This is a genomic window from Amycolatopsis sp. (genome assembly GCF_035276945.1).
GTDB lineage: Bacteria > Actinomycetota > Actinomycetes > Mycobacteriales > Pseudonocardiaceae > Amycolatopsis_E.
In genome coordinates this window covers 1-20,425 of the sequence record NZ_DATELF010000103.1, presented here as the reverse complement: position 1 = coordinate 20,425, position 20,425 = coordinate 1, and the positions used below count along the sequence as shown (strand labels likewise).

Genomic DNA, 20,425 nt, shown 5'->3' with positions numbered 1-20,425 from the left:
GATCTCAGGTACGTCGGGGACGCTTGTCGATACGCAACGGATCGTCTTGACGGTCCACCTGCCGTCCTCTACCGTGGGATCAGACCGTCCGGGGTGTGGCCGGCGTCACGATCCGATGTGCTCTTGTCTCGCAGTCCAGGTCAAGTGAGGGTTTCCATGTCTGTCAGGAACGTCAATCACCGGCAGGCGCAGCAGACCGAGTCCGACGCCGAGCGCGAAGCGCGTCGTCAGGCCGAGATCGCCCGCCGCGCCGAGTACGAACGACACCGCAGCTACCGCCTTGTGGACGCCGACCAGCACTACTACGAGCCGGACGACTGCTTCACCCGGCATCTGGAGAGCAAGTACGCCGATGAGGCCATCGTGGTCCGGCGTGATCAGGCGGACGGCCTGGGGCGTCTGTACCGGGCAGGCAAGCGGCTTCGCCACATTTCGGGTCCGCTCGGTGAGCGCACTTCACCGCCTGGTGCGTTGCGCGAGTACTTCAAGAGCCATGGTGAGGTCCGTCCCGACGCGGGGGGCGTGCGCGCGCAGGACCACCCCGAGTACATGAACGACCGGAACGCCCGGCTGAAGGTCCTCGACGAGCACGACCTCGAGGCGATCCTGTTGCTGCCGACGCTGGGTGTCCTCGTGGAGAGTGAGTGCTGCGCCTACAAGGACATCGACCCCAAGGTGTGGTACGCGCTGATGCGGTCGTTCAACCGCTGGGTCGAGGATGACTGGGGTTACGGCGCCGACGGCCGTATTTTCGCCTCACCCCTCGTGTCGCTGTACGACCCGGAGCTGGCCGTCGTCGAAGTCGAGCGATTGATCGCCGCGGGGGCGAAGTCCGCGATTCTGCGGGCGGGGCCGGCGTTCGGCCGGTCGCCCGCTGACCCGGTGTTCGATCCCTTCTGGGCAAGGGCCCAGGAGGCGAACCTCGTCATCGCGTTCCATCTGGGCGACTTCGGCTACCAGGACACCTTCGCCAGGGAGTGGGGTTACGGGCGGAGTCACTACCCGGCCGCGCTGGCGTCCGGGTTCGAGGCGATCACGTGCGCCGGCGACAGGGCAATGTCCGACACCATCGTCGCACTGATCTTCGGTGACCTCTTCGGAAGGTTCCCCAACCTGAAGTGCATGATCATCGAGCTCGGGTCGGTATGGCTCCCGCCACTGCTGGAAAAGATGGACATGATCTGGGGCCGCGGCGTCCGCGACAAGGTCAAGATCTCCGAGCCGCCGAGTGAAGTCTACAAGCAGCATTTCTGGATCTCCCCGTACTACGAGGACCCGTGGCGCGAGATCATCGAGTGTGTCGGTGTCGACCGCGTCGTTTACGGATCGGACTGGCCGCACCCCGAGGGTCTGCCGGAGCCGCTTGACGTCCTGGAGGAGATCGGCATCGTCACTCCGGACGAGCTGAAACTGATCGTGCGCGACAACACCGCATCGCTGCTGGGAATCTAGGTTTGGTCCGGGCCTGGGGGTGCGTCGGCACGGGGATGTTCGGTTACTCGCGTGGCGCGTGATGGTTCGCCGCCCCACCGGCCTGCCAGACTGTGCTGGTCGGTTGGCGGTATCCCTTGCCGGCACGTTGATATTCGGTTTGATGCGGAGGTGCAACGGCGCATGAATTCGCGTGACCGTTTGAAGGACGAGATCGCGATCGTCGTCGGGGCCGGGTCGAGCAGGCCCGGGCTCGGAATCGGGCAGACGATCGCACGGCTCTTCGCTCGGGAAGGCGCTCGTGTGGCGCTGGTCGACCTGTACGAGGAGCGCGCGGCGCAGACCTACCAGCTCATCGAGGACGAGGGTGGTAAGGCGGTAGTCGTCGTCGCGGATATCTCCAAGGCGGAAGACTGCGAGGCCGCTGTCGAGGCTGCGATCTCGCATTTCGGTCCAATAGGCGTCCTCGTCAACAACGCGGCCTACACACCGCTTGTCGGCGTCAGCGAGACGTCGCCGGAATTGTTCGACAAGGTCATGGCGATCAACGCCCGCGGGCCCTTCCTCATGACCCGTGCCGCGTTGCCCTCGATGATCGGACGGGGTGGCGGGTCGATCGTCAACATCGGATCGGTCTCCTCGATCAGGAGCGGGAACGGCCGTGCGGCGGCGTATGCGGCTTCCAAGGCGGCGCTGCTGGGCCTGACCGTCGACATCGCCAACGAACACGGGCGTAAGGGTATCCGCATCAACTGCATCTCACCGGGCATGATCGACACGCCGCTGCGCCGGGCGACCATGCGGGAGATGGGCTATGACCCGGACTCGTACCCGTTCGGCGAGCAGAGTTCGCTCGGCCACGCAGGCGACGCATGGGACATCGCGCGCGCGGCGCTTTTCCTGGCCAGCGACGAGGCTCGGTTCATCACCGGGGTCCACCTCCCCGTTGATGGCGGCCTGACGACGCGCCAGCCGAGCTGAGGATGTCGATGGACGGAATAGTGATCCTTTCCTGGACCGATTTCGAGGACGACGATCGTGTGATCTACCTGGAGCATGCGGCGAGCCTGATGGAGGCGAGCGCGAAGGAACCGGGATGCGTTCGCCACGTGGTGGCACCCGACCCGCACTCGTCGACCGCGGTGATCGCGCATGCGCATTACGTGGACGCGCGTGCGTTCGAGGCGCACGTTGCGGGGGAGCCCTTCGAGAGTTTCCTCGCGGCGACGCGGAAATGCCGGGTACGGGCCCGGAACACGGACCGGTTCGAAGTCAAGAAGATCAACTGAAGTCTTGGAGCTCGTTCCGCTTCGAGTTCTGGACAACCATTGCGGCGGCCGGCGAAGCGAAGAGGTTCAGATGAGTGCGAAACGGAGAGGTTCAGATGAGTAAGGTCACGATCGTGTCGGCCGACGGCCACGCGGCAATGCCGGAGGAGCTCTGGCCTGAATACGTCGAGAAGAAGTATCACCAATACCTTTCGGACTGCCACGAGGACGGCGAGAGGTTCATCAACTTCCAGAAGCCGTTGGTCTCCTTCTCGGACGACGCCCTGGCTCTGATGGATCCGGATCACGTCTTGCGGAGCGGCCGCTGGCAGGGAGTTTGGGATCTCGACCTCCGCCTCGCCGAGATGGACCGCGAAGGGATCGCCGCGGAGTTCGTCATCCCGGGCGACCAGCGAGTGCCGATGCTGTTCAGCTCGTTCTTCCGCGAGCTGCCGGAGGATCTCCTCAGGGCGGGCAACCAGGCCTACCACCGCTGGGCATACGACACCTTCATCCCCGGCAAGGAGCGGCTCTTCGTCGTGGGCGACGCCGCGGTCGCCGGGGACATGGACTTCATGCTGGGCGAGCTCGACTGGCTTTCGGAGCACGGATTCGTCGCGACGGGGATCCCGGGGAGGGTGGTTCGTGAGGACTTTCCGCCGCTGTACGACCCGTTCTTCGATCCCTTCTGGTCGAAGTGCGAAGACCTCGGATTGGCCGTGGTGATGCACGCGGGCTACGGCACCCATGCCAACGAGTACGGGCGCACGTACGAGAAGGTCATCCAGAACATGGAAGCCGCCGGGCGCACGAACCTTCTCGAAGAGTTCATGGTCCATGCGAAGGACTTCTTCGCGCTCAACCTCAAACCGCGTCAGGCGATGTGGCAGATGATGCTCGGCGGTGTCTTCGACCGGCACCCGAGGTTGAAGCTGCTGCTGGTCGAGCTGCGGGCCGACTGGCTCCCGGGTACCTTGGCGCACCTCGACGCCACCTACCTGCGCGCCCGCGATCAGGTGCCGGCCAAGAAGCTGCCGAGCGAGTATTTCCGGCGGAACTGCCTGGCCGGGGTGTCGTTCATGCACAAGGCTGAGGTCCAGTACCGGTACGAGATCGGTATCGAGTCGATGAACTTCGGCCGCGACTACCCGCATTCCGAGGGGACTTGGCCCAACACCGACGTCTGGCTGGCGGACTGCTTCGCGGGTGTGCCGGAGGATGAGCTGCGGCTGCTGCTGGGCGGCAACTTGATCCGAACGCTCGGTCTCGACCCCAAACCGCTCGACGCGATCGCTGAGCGGATCGGCCCGCCCGTCCAGGCGATCAATGGCGGTAGTAAGGCCGACCCCGAGCTACTGGAGGTCTTCCAGTCGCGCGGTGGCTACCTGCAGCCGCCGGAGAAGCCCGACCCCGCGGCACTCGACCAGCTACTCCTTGACGATCTCGCAGCCGTCAGCCGCCAGGGTTGACCTCTCGCCCGTGACAGAGTCCGGTCGCACGCTACGCGATCGGGCTCTGTCACCTCGCTAACCCTCCATTGTGATTTGCCCATCCCAAAGTTTCAGGAGCGTGGCTCGGCGCTCTGAACGGGAGAGCCCACGTAGATCAGTGATGCCGCGTTCGTTCACCACGATGTCGAGGTCGTGGGAGCAGGTGGTGACCGATCGGGAGAGCCGTTCGACAAGTGTCGGACTTCCCCGCACCATGGAGGCCATGGCGATGACCGACAGGCCAGGCCCACGCACCGCCGCGGCGCAGAAGTCGGGATGCCCACCGATCATGCCCGCGCTCTTGTCTCCGATTCCCTCGGAATTGACCTGACCGTCCTGATCGATCTCCAGTGCGGCGTTCACTGCGATCAACGGCGGGGCGCCCGACGCGGAGAGCCGTCCGATGTCATGGGTTGTCTCGATGGGGTGGAGGATGCGGCGCCCGTCCGCCCATTCATAGAGCCGGCGGGTTCCGCAAAGGTAGGCGGCTACTGGCTCGCCGATCAGCAGGCCTTTCGCATCGAGATCGACGACCGGGTCCGGGAGCAGGCCGGAGTCCACACGTACCGGTACTTCCAGGGCGCCCACGATCGCTTGGGCGAGCCTGCCCGGCCCGACCTGGATCCGGGCCCCGGCCGGCACCAGTTCGGCCACGTTCCGGGCGATGGCCACGTCGACGGCAGTAGGCGCAACGTTCGGAATCTCAGCAGGAGATTCGTCGGTCTCCTCGACGACGGTGACCTGCCGCGCGGGAACCGGTGGCCCGGCCTCCGCGGCCGGCGTGGTGGTGGAGAGGCTTGCGGCGACCGGAACACCGGCCTCGATCAGTCCGCGCATCCACGACGACTCCGCGCCGAGATGGAGCCCATCAGAGCGGCGGACCAGGGTAGCTACCAACAGGTCCGGTCGCAGCGGGCCCCGCAGCAGCGCCGGAACGGCGGACAGCCGGCATGGCACAAGCTGCGCCGCACCGCTGTCCACCATCGAACGTACGCCTTGCCCGCCCATCAGGACTCGTGTGTCCGCGAAGGCAGCCGCGTCCAGGTGGGTGCGACCTGGCATCCAGCCGAGGACCACTCGCACGCCGTGGCCCGCGGCCACGCGACTCAGTTCGGCATGCAGCGATACCGGGGTTCCGCACCCGTCGCCGAGGGCGATCCGGCTCCCCGGACGGACGAGTCGATCCAATTCAGTCATGAGCCGTGATTCGCGATCAGTGGTAGCGCATCGTAGGGCGTCATCTCGCACAAGTGTGGCGCCTGGGTCCTGTGCCAGGGTTGCCCAGAGTACGGAGCAGCGCCCCGTCAGTCAATACCATACGTATCGTCTTGCCCAGAGAGTAGACGGAACGTATTGTCTTTTCAGAAGGAGGTCCTCGTGTTAGCCTCGATATCCCGACGCGGATTGTGCTCCCATTGCCGGCGCCCACCAGAAAGCGTGCTATGAGGTCCGTATCTGTCAGCACTCCTGACGACGCCGTCGCGGAGGTCGAGAATGGCTCCACTGTCCTCGTGGGTGGCTTCGGTCCGGCCGGGCAACCTTTCGAGTTGCTTGATGCTCTGTGCCGGCAAGGGGCGCGCGAGCTGACGATCGTCAGCAACAACGCGGGTTCGGGCGACTCCGGACTCGCCGCGTTGCTCGCCGCCGGCCAGGTCGGCCGGGTCATCTGTTCGTTTCCCCGGCAGGCGGACTCGTGGGTATTCGATCGGCTTTATCGCGCGGGCCGTGTCGAGCTGGAAGTCGTCCCGCAGGGAACGCTGGCCGAGCGTCTGCGGGCGGCTGGTGCCGGCATCGGAGCCTTTTACTGCCCGACCGGAGCGGGCACGTTGCTGGCGCGGGGAAAGGAGAGTCGCGTCATCGATGGACGTGACCACGTCCTGGAGTTTCCCATTCATGGAGACGTCGCTTTGATCAAGGCCGCTCGCGCTGACACGGTGGGAAACCTGGTCTACCGCAAGACGGCGCGGAACTTCGCTCCAGTGATGGCGGCGGCCGCGCGTCGCACCGTCGTCCAGGTCGGCAGTTTGGGGGAAGTCGGCAGCATCGACCCAGAAGCGGTCGTGACTCCCGGAATCTATGTCGACTGTGTCGTACCGGTCGGTGACCAAGCTCAGCGGGTGATCGCATGACCGCGGATTTCGGAGAGCGGCCCGAACGGGGGCCGTTGAACCGGCAAGAACTGGCTCGCCTGGTTGCTTCCGATATTTCACCTGGCTCCTATGTCAATCTCGGCATCGGTCGACCCACTGCGGTCGCCGAGTACCTCGACGTCGAGGACGGTATCACGATCCATACCGAGAACGGCATGCTCGGCATGGGGAGAATCGCTGACGAGCACGAACGAGATGAAGACCTGATCAATGCCGGCAAGGTTCCGGTCACGGAGCATCCGGGAGCTTCATACTTCCATCACGCGGACAGCTTCGCGATGATACGCGGCGGTCACCTCGATTTATGCGTACTCGGGGCTTACCAGGTTTCTCGGTGTGGCGACCTCGCGAACTGGCACAAGGGTGAACCGGACGCGATCCCTGCGGTTGGTGGCGCGATGGACTTGGCGGTCGGGGCACGTGAAGTATTCGTCATGATGAGTCTCTTCACCGCTTCGGGTGAGTCCAAGATTGTGCCGAGATGCACCTGTCCGCTCACGGGTCGCAGGTGTGTGACGCGGGTCTATACTGATTTCGCGGTATTTCATATCGGGCCTGGCGGAGTCGCGGTGCGTGAAACCTATGGGATCACGCTCGGTGCACTCGAATCCCGGCTGGACGTGGACCTGACGCCCGTCCCGCTCATGAAGCCGGCCGCTGGGTAATGGTCATGGCGGGGGCGTGGCGGAGGTGGTGCGTGCTTCTCGTGAAGGAACGCCTGGGATCATGGGTGCATGGATCCGAAGTCGCCTGTCAGTCAGGCCGAGGCGAAGACCACGGTCACTGCCGTGGCGGTGCGTGATGCCGCGCTCACCTTGTTCGCGGAGCGAGGGTATCACGGTACGGCGCTGAGTCAGATCGCGTCGGCGCTGGGGATCCGTACTCCCAGTCTCTACAACCACATGCGGGCGAAGCAGGATTTGCTGCGGGACATCGTGTCCGAGACCACCGAGCAGGTGTGGGCGGACTACGAGCAGGCGGTCGACGGTGTGCAGGACGTCGCCGAGCGGCTTCGCCGGGCGACCCGTGTTTACGCGCTGCGGCATGCGACGCATCGCCGGGAGGCGCTGATTGTCAACCGGGACATCGCCAGCCTGGAGGAGCCGGCTCGTTCTCGGGTGCTGGACCTGCGGAGGCGGCATGCCCAGGCGATCAGGGACCTCATCGGGGAGGGGGCGAAGACGGGCCGGTTCAGCGAGGGCGAGCCGACGCTGGCCGCCTTCGGCATCCTCGAGATGTGCGTCAGCATCGCCCGCTGGTTCCGCGAGGACGGGCCACAGTCCGCGGAGGCGGTCGCGGAAACGTACAGCCGCTACGCGCTTCGCATCGCCGGGCTGCGCTGACTCCTTCCTTTGCTGGGCTGTGCCCGCGTCACCGAGGTTGACACTAATTATCATTAGTTCGTACGGTGTGACCCGGGGGCGTGCTTGTGAACACTTCGGGAGTGCCGATGCTCAGAGTCGAGTTGATACGTCCGGTGCCGCAGTTGCTGACAGAGCACGCGGAGCGGTTTGGCGACAAGGTCGCGTTCTGCGACGACCACAGGGCGGTGACCTACGCCGGGCTGGCCGAGCGGACGCGCCGGCTGGCCGGGCACCTCGTCGCCGCGGGCGTGGCGCGGGGCGACCGGGTGCTGATCTACCTGGACAACAGTGCCGAGACCGCCGAGTCGTACCTGGCCACGACGAGGGCGAGCCTGGTCGGGGTGTGCGTCAATCCCGACGCTGCACCCGCAGAAATCGGGTACATGTTCACGGATTCCGGTGCGCGGGTGGCGATAACGGACGAGGCGCATCTCGCGCACGTCGAGGCCCTGACCGCGGACCGCGACGACGTTCTCGTCCTGCTGGTGGGTGCGGGGGAAGCACCGTCCGGGGTGCGGTCCTACGAGCGGTGGTCGACGACGGATCCGGGGTCGCCGCCGCGGGACGATCTCGAACTCGACGACGTCGCCTGGATGCTCTACACCTCGGGTACCACCGGTCGGCCGAAGGGGGTGCTGCTGACCCAGCGGAGTTGCCTGTGGGTGGTCGCTGCGTGCTGGGCGCCGATCGTGGGACTTTCCGAGAACGACCAGGTGCTCTGCCCGCTACCGCTGTTCCACTCCTATGCGCTCGACCTGTGTGTCCTCGCGGTTTTCGCGGTCGGTGCGACCGAGCGCATCCTTCCGAGGTTCTCCACCTCGCGGGTCCTCGATCTGTTGCGGACCGGCCCCTACACGGTGCTGCCAGGTGTGCCGACCATGTTCCAGTACCTCGTGCACGGAGCTCGCGCCGCACGGTTCCGTAGTGAGGCGCTCCGGCTGTGCGTCTCGGCCGGAGCGATCATGCCGGCCGCGCTGAATGCCGAGTTCGAGGAAATGTTCGGGGTCCCGTTGCTCGAGGGCTATGGCATCACCGAGACCTCGACGATGGTCACGATGAATTGGCCGACCGGAGGGCGGGTTCTCGGCTCGTGCGGGCTGCCGGTGCCTGGCGTCGGTGTGCGGCTGGTCGATCCGGTGACGGGGGAAGACGTCGGCGCGGGCGAGGAAGGCGAGCTGTGGGTGAGCGGGCCGAATCTCATGCGCGGGTACCACAACCGCGGGGATGCCAGTGCCGAAGTGCTCCGGCACGGCTGGTATCGCACCGGTGACTTGGGCCGACGGGACTCCAACGGGTTCCTCACCATCAGCGGGCGGACCAAGGAGCTGATCATCCGGGGCGGGGAGAACATCTACCCGGCTGAGGTAGAGGCTGTGCTCCTGCGGGGTGACGGTGTTCAGGATGCGGCTGTGGTCGCACGCAAGCATGCCGACCTCGGGGAGGAACCGGTCGCATTCGTGGTGGCCGAGCGGCCGGGCGGGTTGGACGTCGAAGCGCTGCTCGAGCTGTGCGGGCGCGAATTGTCCAGGTTCAAGGTGCCCGCCGACGTCATCGAGGTCGACGCCATTCCCCGGACCGGGTCGGGCAAGATCATGCGCTTCCGTCTGCAGGAGCGATTGAGCACCCTCGCGGGCTGACCCCGGACAGCGGGTTGACCCGGGACTGGCCTGCCCCTAGCATCCAAACTAACGTTAATTAGTAAGGTGGTCGCCGTGGAGCTCTCGAACACCTTCATCGTGAATCTGCCGGTGGAGGACACCTGGAAGGTGCTGACGGACTTCGAGCGGGTCGCGCCGTGCCTGCCCGGCGCGGCTCTGCTGGGCACGGACGGTGACGCGTACCAGGGTGCGGTGAAGATCAAGGTGGGGCTGATCTCCGCGCGGTATCGCGGCACGGCGCGGTTCATCGAGAAGGACGACCAGGCACACCGCGCGGTGATCCGTGCCGAGGGCAAGGACATCGGTGGCCAGGGCAACGCGGCGGCCACGGTCACGGCGAGTCTGACCGAGCAGGGTGAGGGCACGAAGGTCGATGTTCGCACGGATCTCGCACTCTCCGGGCGGGTCGCTCAGTTCGGCCGGGGCGTGATCGCGGACGTCGGCAACAAGCTGCTTGGCCAGTTCGTACGGCGGCTGGAAGCCGAGTTCGCCTCCGGCGGGGCTTCGGCCGCGGTACCGGCGCCCGTGGACCTCGACGACGTGGAACCGCTGGACGTGATGTCGGGCATGGGCAGCACGATCGCTTGGCGCGCGGTTCCGGTGGCCGGCGCGGTGCTGGCCCTGATCGTCGGAATCCTCCTGTCCCGCACCGGGCGTCGTGGACCGGAGCGGTCCGCTCCGGTCGTGGTCAACCTGTTCTTCCCGGGCGTGCCCGGCCGGTCCTACCCCGAGGAGGTCACTCGGTGACGAGCGAGCTGATCCGCGAACCCCTGGTCTACATCGGCGGCGACTGGGTCGCCGGCGGAGGTGCCGAGTGCGAAGTGGAGAACCCCGCCACGGAGGAGCCCACCGGTGTGGTGACCCAGGTGTCGCGGGCGGACGTCGATCAGGTGGTGCGCGCGGCCCGCGAGGCGTTCGATGGCTGGGCGAACACCTCGGTCCCGTACCGGGTTCGGGCGCTGCGGCGGCTGCGGGAGGTCATGACCGAGCGTGCCGACACGTTCGCCGCGCTGATCACGCGCGAGCAGGGGTCGCCGCCGCCGGTGGCGCGGAAGTTGCATGTGGACACTCCGCTGAAGGTGATCGACGGTGTCGCCGACGCGCTCGAAGCGTTCCCGTTCCAGCGGCGGCGGGACAACTCGGTCATCCTGCGCGAGCCGGTCGGGGTCGTCGCGGCGATCACGCCGTGGAACCTGCCGTTGCACCAGATCATCGTGAAGGTGGTGCCCGCGCTCGCGGCCGGTTGCACCGTCGTGCTCAAGCCTGCGGCGCTGACGCCGCTGACCGCGTTCGAGCTGGCGCGTGCTTTCGAAGCCGCCGAGTTCCCGGCCGGTGTGATCAACCTCGTCACGGGAGGGGGCCGCGACATAGGGGACCAGCTGAGCCGGCATCCCGGCGTCGACCACGTGTCCTTCACCGGGTCGACCGCGGTGGGCCGTCAGGTCGCCGCCGCGGCGGCGGACACCATCAAGGGCCTCACGCTGGAGCTGGGGGGCAAGTCGGCCAGCGTGGTGTTGTCGGACGTCTCGGACGAGCTGCTGGCCAGGGCGGTCAAGGTGACCGTGGGCAACTGCTTCCTGAACGGCGGGCAGACCTGCACGGCGCTGTCCCGGCTCATTGTCCCTGCCGCGCGGCTGGCCCAGGTCGAGGAGCTGGCCGCCGCCGCGGCGGCCAAGTATGTACCGGGGGAGCGGCTCGGTCCGCTGATCTCGGCGGGTCAGCGGAAAGAGGTCGAGCGTTTCCTGCGGACAGGGAGCGCGAAGGCGGTCACGGGTAGCGTCACGCTGCCGGAGAAGGGGTACTACGTGACGCCGACGGTGTACAGCGAGGTCGATCCGGATTCCCGCTTGGCGCAGGAGGAAGTGTTCGGGCCGGTGCTGTCGATCCTCGCCGCGGAGTCCGACGAGCACGCGATCGATCTGGCGAACAACTCGATCTACGGTCTCGGCGGCGCACTGTGGATCGAGGACACCAGGAACGCACTGGATTGGGCGGGACGTATCCGGACCGGCCAAGTCGACGTGAACGCCGCTCCCTTCAATCCGCGGGCGCCGTTCGGTGGCTACAAGCAGTCCGGCATCGGCCGGGAGATCGGTGACTACGGCATCGACGACATGCTCGAGGTCAAGGCGGTGCAGCTGTGAGCGAGGGATACCGCGTCGAGGTCGACTCCGTGGTGCTGCGTTCGCCGGAGCGGCCCATGGCGGTGGAGCGCATCCGGTTGCGTGATGCCGGACCCGGCGACGTGCGGGTGCGAGTCGACGCGACCGGCGTGTGCCACTCGGATCTGTCCTTGGCCCGGGGGGTGCTCGCGCAGCCGCTGCCGGCCGTGCTGGGACACGAGGCGTGCGGCACTGTGCTGGAAACCGGTCCCGAGGTGACCGGGCTGAGCGTGGGGGACCGGGTGATCCTGCTGTGGATCACCCCCTGCCGGGAATGCGTCCACTGTGGACGAGGAGAGCCGCACCTGTGTGTCAACGGATCAAGCCGGGCCACCGAGCCGTATGCGCTGGACGCTCACGGCGATCCGGTCTACCCGGGGCTCACTGTCGGCTCGTTCGCCGAGCAGACGGTGGTGCCGGCCGCCGCGGCGGTCAAGGTTCCCGCCGACATCAGCTCGTCCGACGCCGCGCTGCTCGGCTGTGCGGTCACCACCGGCGTGGGTGCGGTGACCAAGACCGCTGCCGTCACACCGGGTTCGTCGGTGCTTGTCATCGGCCTCGGCGGGGTCGGGCTCGCGGCGATCCAGGGCGCGAAGCTCGCTGGCGCACGCACGATCATCGCGGTGGACCGCAACGCCGAGAAGGCATCACTGGCGACGAAACTGGGCGCCGATCACTTCGTGCCGGCCGACGACGAGACCAAAAAGGCCGTGCGGGCGCTGACCGGCAAGCAGGGTGTGGACTACGTGTTCGACTGCGCCGGCTCCGCCCGCACCATCCGCGACGCGTGGGGCATGACTCGCCGGGGCGGCAGCGCATGCGTCGTCGGGATCGGCGGCAAGGACGACAAGATCAGCTTCAGCGCGCTGGAGTTGTTCCACTTCGCCCGCACTCTGGTCGGTTGCGTCGCCGGGTCCCTTGACACGGAACAGGACCTGCCCCGCTACTTCGAGCACGTCCGCACCGGCCGGCTGGACCTCGCCGCGCTGGTGACCGGACACGGCGGTCTGTCCGATGTGGAGAATGCTCTGCGGGAAATGGCCGCGGGGCGTGGGATCCGCACTCTGATCACGCCTGGGGAGACGCGATGAAGATCGGTGCGCTCGCCGTCGAGCCGGTTCACGACGGCTACGGGTACGAGCCCGGTCGCGAGGTGCTCAGCCGCCCCGGCGTCTCCGACGCGTGGGCATGCCACGAGCATCTGCTCGACGACGCGGGCAATCTCGAGCTGACCTTGGGCGGCTTCCTCGTCCGCACCGGCGCCCGGGTCGTCTTGGTCGACGCCGGGGTCGGCACGATCAACAACGACAAGTACCACGGCGGCCAGTTCCTCGAAAGCCTGCGGGGACTGGGCGTCGAGCCCGCGGACGTGACGGATGTGCTGTTCACGCACCTGCATTTCGACCACGTCGGCTGGGCCACGAAGAAGGGCGAGGTCGTGTTCCCGAACGCGACCTACCGCGTGCACCGGGCGGACTGGGCGCACTTCGTCGAGAGTTCCGACGCCGAGCCGGGTGCGGTGCGCAAGCTGTCCCCGCTCGCCGATCGGGCCGAGACGTTCGAGTCCGACACCACGCTCGCACCGGGCCTGGACGCCCGGCACACCCCGGGCCACACGCCCGGATCGACCGTCTTCGTGGTCTCGAGCGAGGGCCAACGCGCCTTGCTGCTCGGCGATGTGGCCCATTCACCGGTCGAGCTCACTGATCCCGTGTGGGAGGCCGTGTTCGATGTCGACCCCGCCGCGGCCAAAAAAGTGCGATCGGAACTCGTCGACGCCTGTACGGACTATCCGGACGTGCTCGCCGCCGCGCATTTCCCCCCGGGACGGTTGATGACCGTCGGCGGCGAACGCCGCTTCCGGTTCCTCGAGAAGGGTTGATCATGGATCTTCGACTCAGCGGCACGAACGTGCTCGTCACCGGCGCCGGGCAGGGGCTCGGGCGCGCCATCGGGCTGGCGTTCGCCGCGGAGGGTGCCAACGTCGCGTTCCACTACAACTCGTCCGCCGACGGCGCCGAAGCCGCTGCGAAGGAAGCCGGGACGCTCGGCGTGAAGGCCATCGCCGTCGGCGCCGACCTGCGTGACGGCGAGTCCGTCGCGCGCGCCGTCGACGAGGTGAAGGCGCAGCTCGGCCCGATCGGCGTCCTCGTGAACAACGCCGCCGCCACGCAGAGCAAGCCGTTCCTCGAGACGACGGAGGAGGACTGGACGCCTCAGATCGGCGTCACCGTCGCGGGCACACTGCGCGTGACGCAGGCCGTCGCGAAGCAGATGGCCGAGAACGGCGGCGGCGCGATCGTCAGTCTGATGGGCGACTCCGGCCGGGTGGGGGAGCCCCGGCTGCTGGTGACCGCGACAACGCGTTCGGCCACCGTCGGGCTGACCAAGTCGCTGGCCAAGGAACTCGCCCGGCACCAGATCCGCGCCAACGCCGTGTCGATCGCGCTGGTGCGGACGACGAGCCTGGACGCACACACCGGCAACGCCGACGACGCGAAGATGAAGAAAATCCTCTCCGCGTACCCGCTGCGCCGCCTGGGCCGTCCCGAAGACGTCACCCCGACCGTGCTGCTGCTGGCCTCGCCGCTGTCGTCCTGGACCACCGGGCAGGTGGTGTCGGTCAACGGCGGCTACGCGATGCCGTGAACACGCCGGAAACGAAGCACGAGCCCGCGATCGGCCGCGTCGTCCGCCGCAAGGAGGACGACCGGCTCCTCACCGGCCACGGGCGTTACGTGTCCGACCTGCAGCTGCCACGGATGCAGCACGTGGCTTTCCTGCGCAGCCCGTACGGGCACGCGCGCATCAGGAGCGTCGACGCGGCCGGGGCGCGGTCTGCTTCGTGGGTGCGCGGCGTGTTCACCGGCGATCTGCCCGAGTTCGCCGAGGTGTCGCTGCGTGCGCTTTCGGCGCTGCCGTCCTATGTGGAGACGGAACAGCCGATCCTGGCGCGCGGGAAGGTCCGCTTCGCCGGCGAGCCCGTCGCGGCGGTCGTCGCCGGGAATCGCTACTTGGCCGAGGACGCGCTGGAACGGATCGACGTCGACTACGAGCCGCTGCCCGCCACGGTCACCGCGTGGCTGCCACCGGAGGAGCCGGTGCATGCGGACGCACCCGACAACGTGTTGCTGGAACGCACCTTCGACACCGGTGAGGTGCCCGGGGCGATGGCCGGAGCGCACCTCGTCCTCGAGCGGGAACTGGTGACCAACCGGCATGCCGGCAACCCGATGGAATGCCGCGCGGGTGTCGCGTTGTGGGACGGTGACCGGTTGACGTTCTGGTCCGGGACACAGGTGCCGCACATCGCGCGCAACATGCTGGCTGAGCTGCTCCGCCTGCCCGAAGGCAACGTGCGGGTGATCGCACCCGACGTCGGCGGCGGCTTCGGCACGAAAGCGGTGCTGTACCCCGAGGACGTCGCGCTGTGCGTGATCGCCCGCCGGCTGCGCGGCACTCCGGTCAAGTGGGTGGAAGACCGGGCGGAGCACCTGCTGGCGGCCACCCACGCCCGCGACCACCGCTACCGCGTCAAGGCGGGGTTCAGTGCCGACGGGGAGCTCATCGCGCTCGACGCCGAGGTGACCTGCAACGTCGGCGCGTACTCGGTGTATCCCTGGACCGCCGGTATCGAGCCCTTGATGGCCGGTGGCCTGTTGTCCGGGCCTTACCGGTTGCGGCACTACCGCTGCACCGTCCGCGGTGTCGCGACGAACACCGCGCCGTCGGGCCCGTATCGAGGAGTGGCTCGCCCCGCGAGCGTGTTCGCGATGGAGACGCTGCTCGACGATGCCGCCGAGCGGCTCGGGCTGTCCAGCTTGGACATCCGGCGGCGCAACCTCATCACGCCTGCCGAGATCCCCTACCGGATGCCGTCGCGGCTGGTCGACGACTCCGGCTGGTACGGCGAATGCCTCGAAAGGGCCGTCGCGACGATCGGCTACGACGCATTCCGGGCCGAGCAGCAACGTCGGCGTGATGCGGGGGAAAACCCGATCGGCCTGGGGCTGGCCTGCTACAACGAGCTCACCGGGCTCGGCCGGGCCGCGGCGGCGGGCCCCCGCATGCCGTTCCGCACCGGCCACGACGCTTGCACCGTCCGGGTCAACCCCGACGGCCGGGTGACCGTGCTGTCCGGTGTGACCTCGCAGGGGCAGGGACTGGAGACCACCGTCGCCCAGGTCGTGGCCGACGCCGTGGGGGTGTCCTATGAGGACGTCGAGGTCCGCATCGGCGACACCAACGAGTCGCTGTGGGGATTCGGTGCGTTTTCCTCGCGTCAGGCGGTTATCGGCGGTGGTGCGGCCCACCGTGCCGGTACCGCTGTCCGGGAGAAGATCCTGCGGTTGGCCGCGGAACTGTACGAGGCGAATGTCGACGACCTCGCCGTCGCCGGCGGCGAGATCCACGTCGCGGGCGAACGCAAGCCTCTGGGCACGCTCGCCGAACTGGCCCGCGTCGCCTACCTCGAGTCGAACCGGCTTCCGCAGGGCATCGAGCCCGGTCTGGAGTCCACCCAGTTCTACGACCCGATCCGGGGTGCGTTCGCCGCCGGGGCGCAGGCCGCGGTCGTCGAAGTGGATTCCTCGACCGGGGAGCTGCGGATCCTCAAGTGGGTGTGCGTCGAGGACGCCGGCACGGTGATCAACCCGCAGGTCGTGGAAGGGCAGATCGCCGGGGCGATCGCCCAAGGCCTGGGCGGGGCGCGGTACGAGCACCTGATCTATGACGAGGCCGGGAACCTGGTGACTGGCACGCTGATGGACTACCTGATGCCCACCAGCGCCGAGGTGCCCGACCTGGTCATCGATCACCTGGCCAAGCCCGCGGACAATCCGCTGGGGGTCCGTGGAGTCGGGGAAGGCGGCACGCTCGGTCCGAACGCGGTGCTCGCCGGCGCGCTCATGGACGCGCTCGGTGTGCGCGTGACCCACCTGCCGCTCACCCCCGCGGTCGTCTGGGAGGCATTGCGATGATCACCACCGAGTTGCGCGATGAGGTCGCCTTGATCGCGCTCGACCGACATGAGAAGCGCAACGCGGTCGACGTCGGCCACCTCGAATCCTTGGGGCAGGCGGTCGGCAAACTCGCGGCAGATGCGCGGGTCCTGGTCATCACCGGGCGGGGCACGAGTTTCTGCGCCGGGGCCGATCTCGATGGTGTCTACGACGATGGTTTCCGCACTGCCCTTTACCGCGCGCTGCGTGCCATCACGGCGCTTCCCGTGCCGGTGATCGCCGCCGTGAACGGGCCGGCCATCGGCGCGGGTACCCAGCTCGCGATCGCCTGCGACCTGCGGGTCGCCGCGCCGACGGCGGCGTTCGCGGTACCGACGGCCGGCAATGGTCTCTCGGTCGACCCGTGGACCGTGCGGCGGCTGGCTTTGCTCGCCGGAGGTGGCCCGGCTCGCGCGTTGCTGCTCGGCTGCGAACAGCTCGACGCCGCCCAAGCCCATCGGCACGGGCTGGCCGACCGCATCGGTTCGCTGGATGACGCGCTGGCCTGGGCAAAGGAGATCAGCGAGTTCGCGCCCCTGTCGCTGCGGTACGCCAAGCGTGCGCTGGAGTACCTTTTCGAGCCCGAGCCCTGGGCTCCCACGCTCGACGACTCGTTCGACGCGTGCTTGCGCAGCGAGGACTTCGCCGAAAGCAAACTGGCGCGCGTGGAGAAGCGCGCGCCCCGATTCCGCGGCCGTTGAAAGGTTCGTCATGAAGCCCGCACCGTTCGACTACCTGAGGGCGCGCAGCCTCGGCGAAGCCGTGCGCGCGCTCGCCGACGCCGCCGGCGACGGCAAGATCATCGCCGGCGGACAGAGCTTGATGCCTGTTCTCGCTCTCCGGATGGCCCGCCCCCGGCTGCTGGTCGACATCAATCGGATCCCCGGCTTGTCCACCATCACCCCGGTCGACACAGGGGTACGGCTCGGCGCGCTCGTCCGGCACGCCCGGCTCGTCGAGCAGACCCTGCACCCGCTGCTGGCGGAAGCCGCACGCTGGATCGGGCACGCCGCGATTCGCTCGCGTGGCACCAGCGGCGGCAGCATCGCGCACGCCGACCCGGCCGCGGAGCTGCCGGTCGTCGCCGCGGCTCTGGAGGCGACCATCCACATCGCCGGACCGGGTGGGACTCGAACCTCGACGGCGACAGACCTGTTCACCGGTCCTCTGGAAACCACTCTGGCCGAGGACGAGTTGATCACCGCGATCGACATGCCCGCACCCGAGCGGTGGGGATTCGCCGAATTCTCCCGCCGCCACGGCGACTTCGGGCTGGTCACCGTCGTCGCCGCCGAGGTGCGAGGCCGCTGGCGGCTCGCGATCGGCGGCGTCGGCGGTGTGCCACACCGTCCTGCCGAGGCCGAGGACCTGCTCAACGACGGCGGTTCGCCAGACCAGGTCGCCGCCGCTGCCGCGGCCGCGGTCACGCCGTCCGGCGACATCCACGCCTCGGCCGAGTACCGGCGCGCCATGATGGAGGAGTTCACGCGCCGCGCGCTGACCGCGGCCACCCAGAAAGCCGTAGCATGAACATCCAACTCACCGTCAACGGGACCAGGCACGACCTCGACGTCGAAGCCCGCCGGACCCTGGCCGACGCGCTGCGCGACGATCTCGGTCTGACCGGCACTCATCTCGGCTGCGAGCACGGCGTGTGCGGGGCGTGCACCGTCCTCATCGACGGCGGGCCCGTTCGCGCCTGCCTGATGCTGGCCGTGCAAGCCGACGGCAGTTCCATCACCACAGTCGAAGGCATGGCCGGCGATGATGGCTCCCTGCACCCACTGCAGGAGGCGTTCTCCACCCATCACGGGCTTCAGTGTGGATTCTGCACTCCTGGCATGCTGATGTCCGCGCTTGATCTGCTCCACCGTGAGGAGAGGCCGTGCCGCGCGCGGATCCGGGAGGAGCTCTCGGGCAACATCTGCCGCTGTACCGGCTACGCCGGCATCGTCGACGCCGTCGAGGCCGCGGCTGCCGAGATGGCCGTGGAGACGGGGCCCGCGTGACCGCGATCAGCGCATTGCCGCGGATCGACGGCTGAGGTGCCCCGATCTTTCCGGACAGCTGTTTGGTGGTCAACTCATGCTGCTTGCTGCCGGTTCAGGTACTCGTCGTGGACCTCGCCGGGGGCCTTGCAGCCAAGTCCTGAGTGGAGACGTTTGGCTATCGCAGCGTAATTCGATAAAGGCGGCAAAATCCGCCATGGCGATCTTACGCGTGGGGCAGACCACTCGATGCACCCGTTCGTTCTTCAAGGTGCCGAAGAACGATTCACCGCCGTCCAGGGCGGCGGGGTGCTCGTGTTGTCGGGGATGCTGTCGTGGTCGGCGTTGTAGTGATTCAGAGCCGATATGTCGATGCCGTGGCCGATCGCCCCACGCAGTTCGAAAGCGCTGCGAAAGCCGTCGTTGACGGTGCTGTCCATGGCCGCCACCCAACCGTCCTGGTACCGGTGCGCCCCATCGAGTCCGGTGAGCAGGTCGCCGAAGACGCGGTCGAGGGTGTCCTGCGCGTCGGTGAAGGCCTGCGCGACAACGTGGAAGTCCTTCGGAGTGACCGGGCCGCCATCGGGTCCGCGCCCCACGGTTCACACGTTCCAGATGCGCACGTTGATGTCCACCGCGTTCGCGTGATTGCTGGGTGCTTTTTCCGCGGCCACTCCTTCTTCAGCGATGTCGGGCAGGCGATCGTGTCGTATCTGACCGGCTGGCGACCCAAGACCGAGGCCCGGCACGTGTTCGTCTGCGCGAACGCCCCGCACGGTCGGATGTTGCGCAACACGGTCACCAACGTGGTGGCCAGGGCCGCCCGCCGCGCGGGTCTGGGTGTGGTGCATGCGCATCGGCTGCGGCATGCTCGGCGCCTCGCTGGAGGAGATGGGTCAGGTCCTGCGACATCGCGATGCGCTGACTACGACTCTCTAGTAGTGCTTTGTTAGGTGTCTGCGTGTTGTTGTGATCATCTATTGTGGATTGTGGTTGACTCGGGTTGTGACTCCGGAGCAGATGGAGCGGATTCGTCCACGGTTGGTGGAATTCGCCGGGCGGATGCTCGGCGAACTGCCGCGATCGGATCAGCGGGCCAAGGGCGAGTTGTATGTGCGGGGCTTGCTGACTGACGGGTCGCGTAAGGCGATGCAGCCGATGGCGGAGCGGCTCGGGGTGGACCATCAGGGATTGCAGCAGTTCATCACCTCGTCGACCTGGGACTGCGAGCGTGTGCGGGCCAACGTGGCGAACTGGGCGGTGGAGACGATCGGCCCGGGGGCGTATGTGGTGGACGACAGCGGTTCCCCAAGGATGGGAAGGCCTCGCCGTTGGTGGCCCGCCAGTACTCGGGCACGTTGGGCAAGACCGGTAACTGTCAGATCGGGGTGAGCGTGCAGATGGTCACCGATCAGGCGTCGGTGGCGGCGAACTGGCGGCTGTTCTGCCCGGCCTCGTGGGATGACAACAAGATCGACGACCCGGAGGTGGCCGCGCAGGTGCGTGCCCGGCGTGCGCGTGCCGGAATCCCGGACGAGGTACGGCATCGGGAGAAGTGGCGGCTGGCGCTGGACATGCTCGATCAGATGCTCACCCCGGAGGCCAGCGAGCCAGCCGGTGGGTGGGGTCTGCCGAAACGGCCGGTGGTCGGTGACTCCGGCTACGGGGACCCCACCCGAGTTCCGGCGGGGACTCACCGAACGCGAGCTGGTCTACGTCCTGCAGGTCGATCCCACCGCCACCGCCCACCCCGGCGAAGCGGTACCCGCCACTGCGCTGTCCACTGGCCGAGGCCGCCCGCCCAAGCCTCGCTACCCCGACGAACCAGTCCCCCTGCGGGAACTGGCTCTGTCCGCAGGACGTGCCGCCTGCCGCCGGGTCACCTGGCGCAACGGCACCAGGAAAACCAAGGAC

The 20,425-nt window shown here is 67.6% G+C and carries 21 protein-coding genes and 1 pseudogene; 19 read left to right on the top strand and 3 right to left on the bottom strand.

Going from position 1 to position 20,425, the window contains the following annotated elements:
* The first annotated feature begins 156 nt into the window (after positions 1-156).
* The 4 genes from VJT49_RS18100 to VJT49_RS18085 all read left to right on the top strand — a co-directional run bounded on the left by VJT49_RS18100 (position 157) and on the right by VJT49_RS18085 (position 4,168).
* Positions 157-1,452, top strand: coding sequence for an amidohydrolase family protein (locus VJT49_RS18100; protein WP_324166016.1), 1,296 nt, complete (start codon positions 157-159; stop codon positions 1,450-1,452).
* Positions 1,453-1,632: 180 nt separating this feature from the next.
* Positions 1,633-2,412: an SDR family oxidoreductase gene (locus VJT49_RS18095; RefSeq protein WP_324166015.1), complete on the top strand. Its 780-nt coding sequence runs from the start codon at positions 1,633-1,635 to the stop codon at positions 2,410-2,412.
* A gap of 8 nt (positions 2,413-2,420) precedes the next feature.
* Positions 2,421-2,720, top strand: coding sequence for a putative quinol monooxygenase (locus VJT49_RS18090; RefSeq protein WP_324166014.1), 300 nt, complete (start codon positions 2,421-2,423; stop codon positions 2,718-2,720).
* A 95-nt stretch (positions 2,721-2,815) separates the two neighbouring features.
* Positions 2,816-4,168 (top strand): amidohydrolase family protein, encoded by a 1,353-nt coding sequence (locus VJT49_RS18085; protein ID WP_324166013.1) that lies wholly within the window; start codon positions 2,816-2,818, stop codon positions 4,166-4,168.
* A gap of 57 nt (positions 4,169-4,225) precedes the next feature.
* Here the strand turns inward: VJT49_RS18085 and VJT49_RS18080 are convergent, their stop codons facing one another.
* Positions 4,226-5,386 (bottom strand): acetyl-CoA hydrolase/transferase C-terminal domain-containing protein, encoded by a 1,161-nt coding sequence (locus VJT49_RS18080; RefSeq protein ID WP_324166012.1) that lies wholly within the window; start codon positions 5,384-5,386, stop codon positions 4,226-4,228.
* A gap of 218 nt (positions 5,387-5,604) precedes the next feature.
* Between VJT49_RS18080 and VJT49_RS18075 the strand changes: the two genes are divergently transcribed.
* From VJT49_RS18075 to VJT49_RS18015, 13 genes are all read left to right on the top strand, one after another.
* The gene (locus VJT49_RS18075; RefSeq protein WP_324166011.1) at positions 5,605-6,318 is read left to right on the top strand and encodes a 3-oxoacid CoA-transferase subunit A; all 714 of its coding nucleotides are present in this window, start codon (positions 5,605-5,607) and stop codon (positions 6,316-6,318) included.
* Positions 6,315-7,004, top strand: a complete 690-nt coding sequence (locus VJT49_RS18070) for a 3-oxoacid CoA-transferase subunit B (RefSeq protein ID WP_324166010.1) — start codon at positions 6,315-6,317, stop codon at positions 7,002-7,004. The genes VJT49_RS18075 and VJT49_RS18070 overlap by 4 nt, the downstream gene beginning before the upstream one ends.
* 69 nt (positions 7,005-7,073) lie before the next feature.
* A complete protein-coding gene (locus tag VJT49_RS18065) occupies positions 7,074-7,682 on the top strand; it encodes a TetR/AcrR family transcriptional regulator (protein WP_324166009.1) in 609 nt (202 codons plus the stop codon).
* 107 nt (positions 7,683-7,789) lie between these two features.
* Positions 7,790-9,340 (top strand): class I adenylate-forming enzyme family protein, encoded by a 1,551-nt coding sequence (locus tag VJT49_RS18060; RefSeq protein ID WP_324166008.1) that lies wholly within the window; start codon positions 7,790-7,792, stop codon positions 9,338-9,340.
* A gap of 75 nt (positions 9,341-9,415) precedes the next feature.
* Positions 9,416-10,108 carry an SRPBCC family protein gene (locus tag VJT49_RS18055; protein ID WP_324166007.1) on the top strand — a complete coding sequence of 231 codons (693 nt, stop codon included), beginning with the start codon at positions 9,416-9,418 and terminating at the stop codon, positions 10,106-10,108.
* Entirely contained in the window at positions 10,105-11,505 is a 1,401-nt protein-coding gene (locus tag VJT49_RS18050; protein ID WP_324166006.1) for an aldehyde dehydrogenase family protein, read from the top strand. The genes VJT49_RS18055 and VJT49_RS18050 overlap by 4 nt, the downstream gene beginning before the upstream one ends.
* The gene (locus tag VJT49_RS18045; protein ID WP_324166005.1) at positions 11,502-12,614 is read left to right on the top strand and encodes a zinc-binding dehydrogenase; all 1,113 of its coding nucleotides are present in this window, start codon (positions 11,502-11,504) and stop codon (positions 12,612-12,614) included. The genes VJT49_RS18050 and VJT49_RS18045 overlap by 4 nt, the downstream gene beginning before the upstream one ends.
* Entirely contained in the window at positions 12,611-13,405 is a 795-nt protein-coding gene (locus VJT49_RS18040) for an MBL fold metallo-hydrolase (RefSeq protein ID WP_324166004.1), read from the top strand. The genes VJT49_RS18045 and VJT49_RS18040 overlap by 4 nt, the downstream gene beginning before the upstream one ends.
* Before the next feature lie 2 nt (positions 13,406-13,407).
* Positions 13,408-14,172 (top strand): SDR family NAD(P)-dependent oxidoreductase, encoded by a 765-nt coding sequence (locus VJT49_RS18035; RefSeq protein WP_324166003.1) that lies wholly within the window; start codon positions 13,408-13,410, stop codon positions 14,170-14,172.
* Positions 14,169-16,502: a xanthine dehydrogenase family protein molybdopterin-binding subunit gene (locus VJT49_RS18030; RefSeq protein ID WP_324166002.1), complete on the top strand. Its 2,334-nt coding sequence runs from the start codon at positions 14,169-14,171 to the stop codon at positions 16,500-16,502. The genes VJT49_RS18035 and VJT49_RS18030 overlap by 4 nt, the downstream gene beginning before the upstream one ends.
* The gene (locus VJT49_RS18025; RefSeq protein WP_324166001.1) at positions 16,499-17,224 is read left to right on the top strand and encodes an enoyl-CoA hydratase; all 726 of its coding nucleotides are present in this window, start codon (positions 16,499-16,501) and stop codon (positions 17,222-17,224) included. Before VJT49_RS18030 ends, VJT49_RS18025 begins: the two co-directional genes overlap by 4 nt.
* A 10-nt stretch (positions 17,225-17,234) precedes the next feature.
* Positions 17,235-18,053, top strand: a complete 819-nt coding sequence (locus VJT49_RS18020) for an FAD binding domain-containing protein (protein WP_324166000.1) — start codon at positions 17,235-17,237, stop codon at positions 18,051-18,053.
* A complete protein-coding gene (locus VJT49_RS18015; RefSeq protein ID WP_324165999.1) occupies positions 18,050-18,532 on the top strand; it encodes a (2Fe-2S)-binding protein in 483 nt (160 codons plus the stop codon). Before VJT49_RS18020 ends, VJT49_RS18015 begins: the two co-directional genes overlap by 4 nt.
* A gap of 245 nt (positions 18,533-18,777) precedes the next feature.
* On the opposite strand, the gene VJT49_RS18010 is transcribed toward VJT49_RS18015, so the two are convergent.
* Together VJT49_RS18010 and VJT49_RS18005 are read right to left on the bottom strand one after the other, a co-directional pair.
* Complete coding sequence (locus tag VJT49_RS18010; protein WP_324165998.1) at positions 18,778-19,110, bottom strand: hypothetical protein; 333 nt, start codon at positions 19,108-19,110, stop codon at positions 18,778-18,780.
* Between the two features lie 3 nt (positions 19,111-19,113).
* On the bottom strand, positions 19,114-19,380 hold the full coding sequence (locus VJT49_RS18005; RefSeq protein WP_324165997.1) for a hypothetical protein: 267 nt from the start codon (positions 19,378-19,380) through the stop codon (positions 19,114-19,116).
* A 151-nt stretch (positions 19,381-19,531) separates the two neighbouring features.
* On the opposite strand from VJT49_RS18005, the pseudogene VJT49_RS35300 reads away from it, so the two are divergent.
* A pseudogene (locus VJT49_RS35300) lies at positions 19,532-20,190 on the top strand (IS701 family transposase); the annotation flags it as partial.
* The coding region (locus VJT49_RS18000) for a transposase (RefSeq protein ID WP_414636016.1) at positions 20,129-20,425 on the top strand (297 nt) is incomplete at its 3' end. The pseudogene VJT49_RS35300 and the gene VJT49_RS18000, both read left to right, overlap by 62 nt.

Excerpts from the sequence above, each read along its gene's own strand:
- VJT49_RS18100 (WP_324166016.1), top strand. The coding sequence starts at position 157 with ATGTCTGTCAGGAACGTCAATCACCGGCAGGCGCAGCAGACCGAGTCC.
- VJT49_RS18090 (WP_324166014.1), top strand. The coding sequence starts at position 2,421 with ATGGACGGAATAGTGATCCTTTCCTGGACCGATTTCGAGGACGACGAT.
- VJT49_RS18085 (WP_324166013.1), top strand. The coding sequence starts at position 2,816 with ATGAGTAAGGTCACGATCGTGTCGGCCGACGGCCACGCGGCAATGCCG.
- VJT49_RS18080 (WP_324166012.1), bottom strand. The coding sequence starts at position 5,386 with ATGACTGAATTGGATCGACTCGTCCGTCCGGGGAGCCGGATCGCCCTC.
- VJT49_RS18070 (WP_324166010.1), top strand. The coding sequence starts at position 6,315 with ATGACCGCGGATTTCGGAGAGCGGCCCGAACGGGGGCCGTTGAACCGG.
- VJT49_RS18065 (WP_324166009.1), top strand. The coding sequence starts at position 7,074 with ATGGATCCGAAGTCGCCTGTCAGTCAGGCCGAGGCGAAGACCACGGTC.
- VJT49_RS18060 (WP_324166008.1), top strand. The coding sequence starts at position 7,790 with ATGCTCAGAGTCGAGTTGATACGTCCGGTGCCGCAGTTGCTGACAGAG.
- VJT49_RS18040 (WP_324166004.1), top strand. The coding sequence starts at position 12,611 with ATGAAGATCGGTGCGCTCGCCGTCGAGCCGGTTCACGACGGCTACGGG.
- VJT49_RS18035 (WP_324166003.1), top strand. The coding sequence starts at position 13,408 with ATGGATCTTCGACTCAGCGGCACGAACGTGCTCGTCACCGGCGCCGGG.
- VJT49_RS18025 (WP_324166001.1), top strand. The coding sequence starts at position 16,499 with ATGATCACCACCGAGTTGCGCGATGAGGTCGCCTTGATCGCGCTCGAC.
- VJT49_RS18020 (WP_324166000.1), top strand. The coding sequence starts at position 17,235 with ATGAAGCCCGCACCGTTCGACTACCTGAGGGCGCGCAGCCTCGGCGAA.
- VJT49_RS18015 (WP_324165999.1), top strand. The coding sequence starts at position 18,050 with ATGAACATCCAACTCACCGTCAACGGGACCAGGCACGACCTCGACGTC.
- VJT49_RS18005 (WP_324165997.1), bottom strand. The coding sequence starts at position 19,380 with ATGCCGCAGCCGATGCGCATGCACCACACCCAGACCCGCGCGGCGGGC.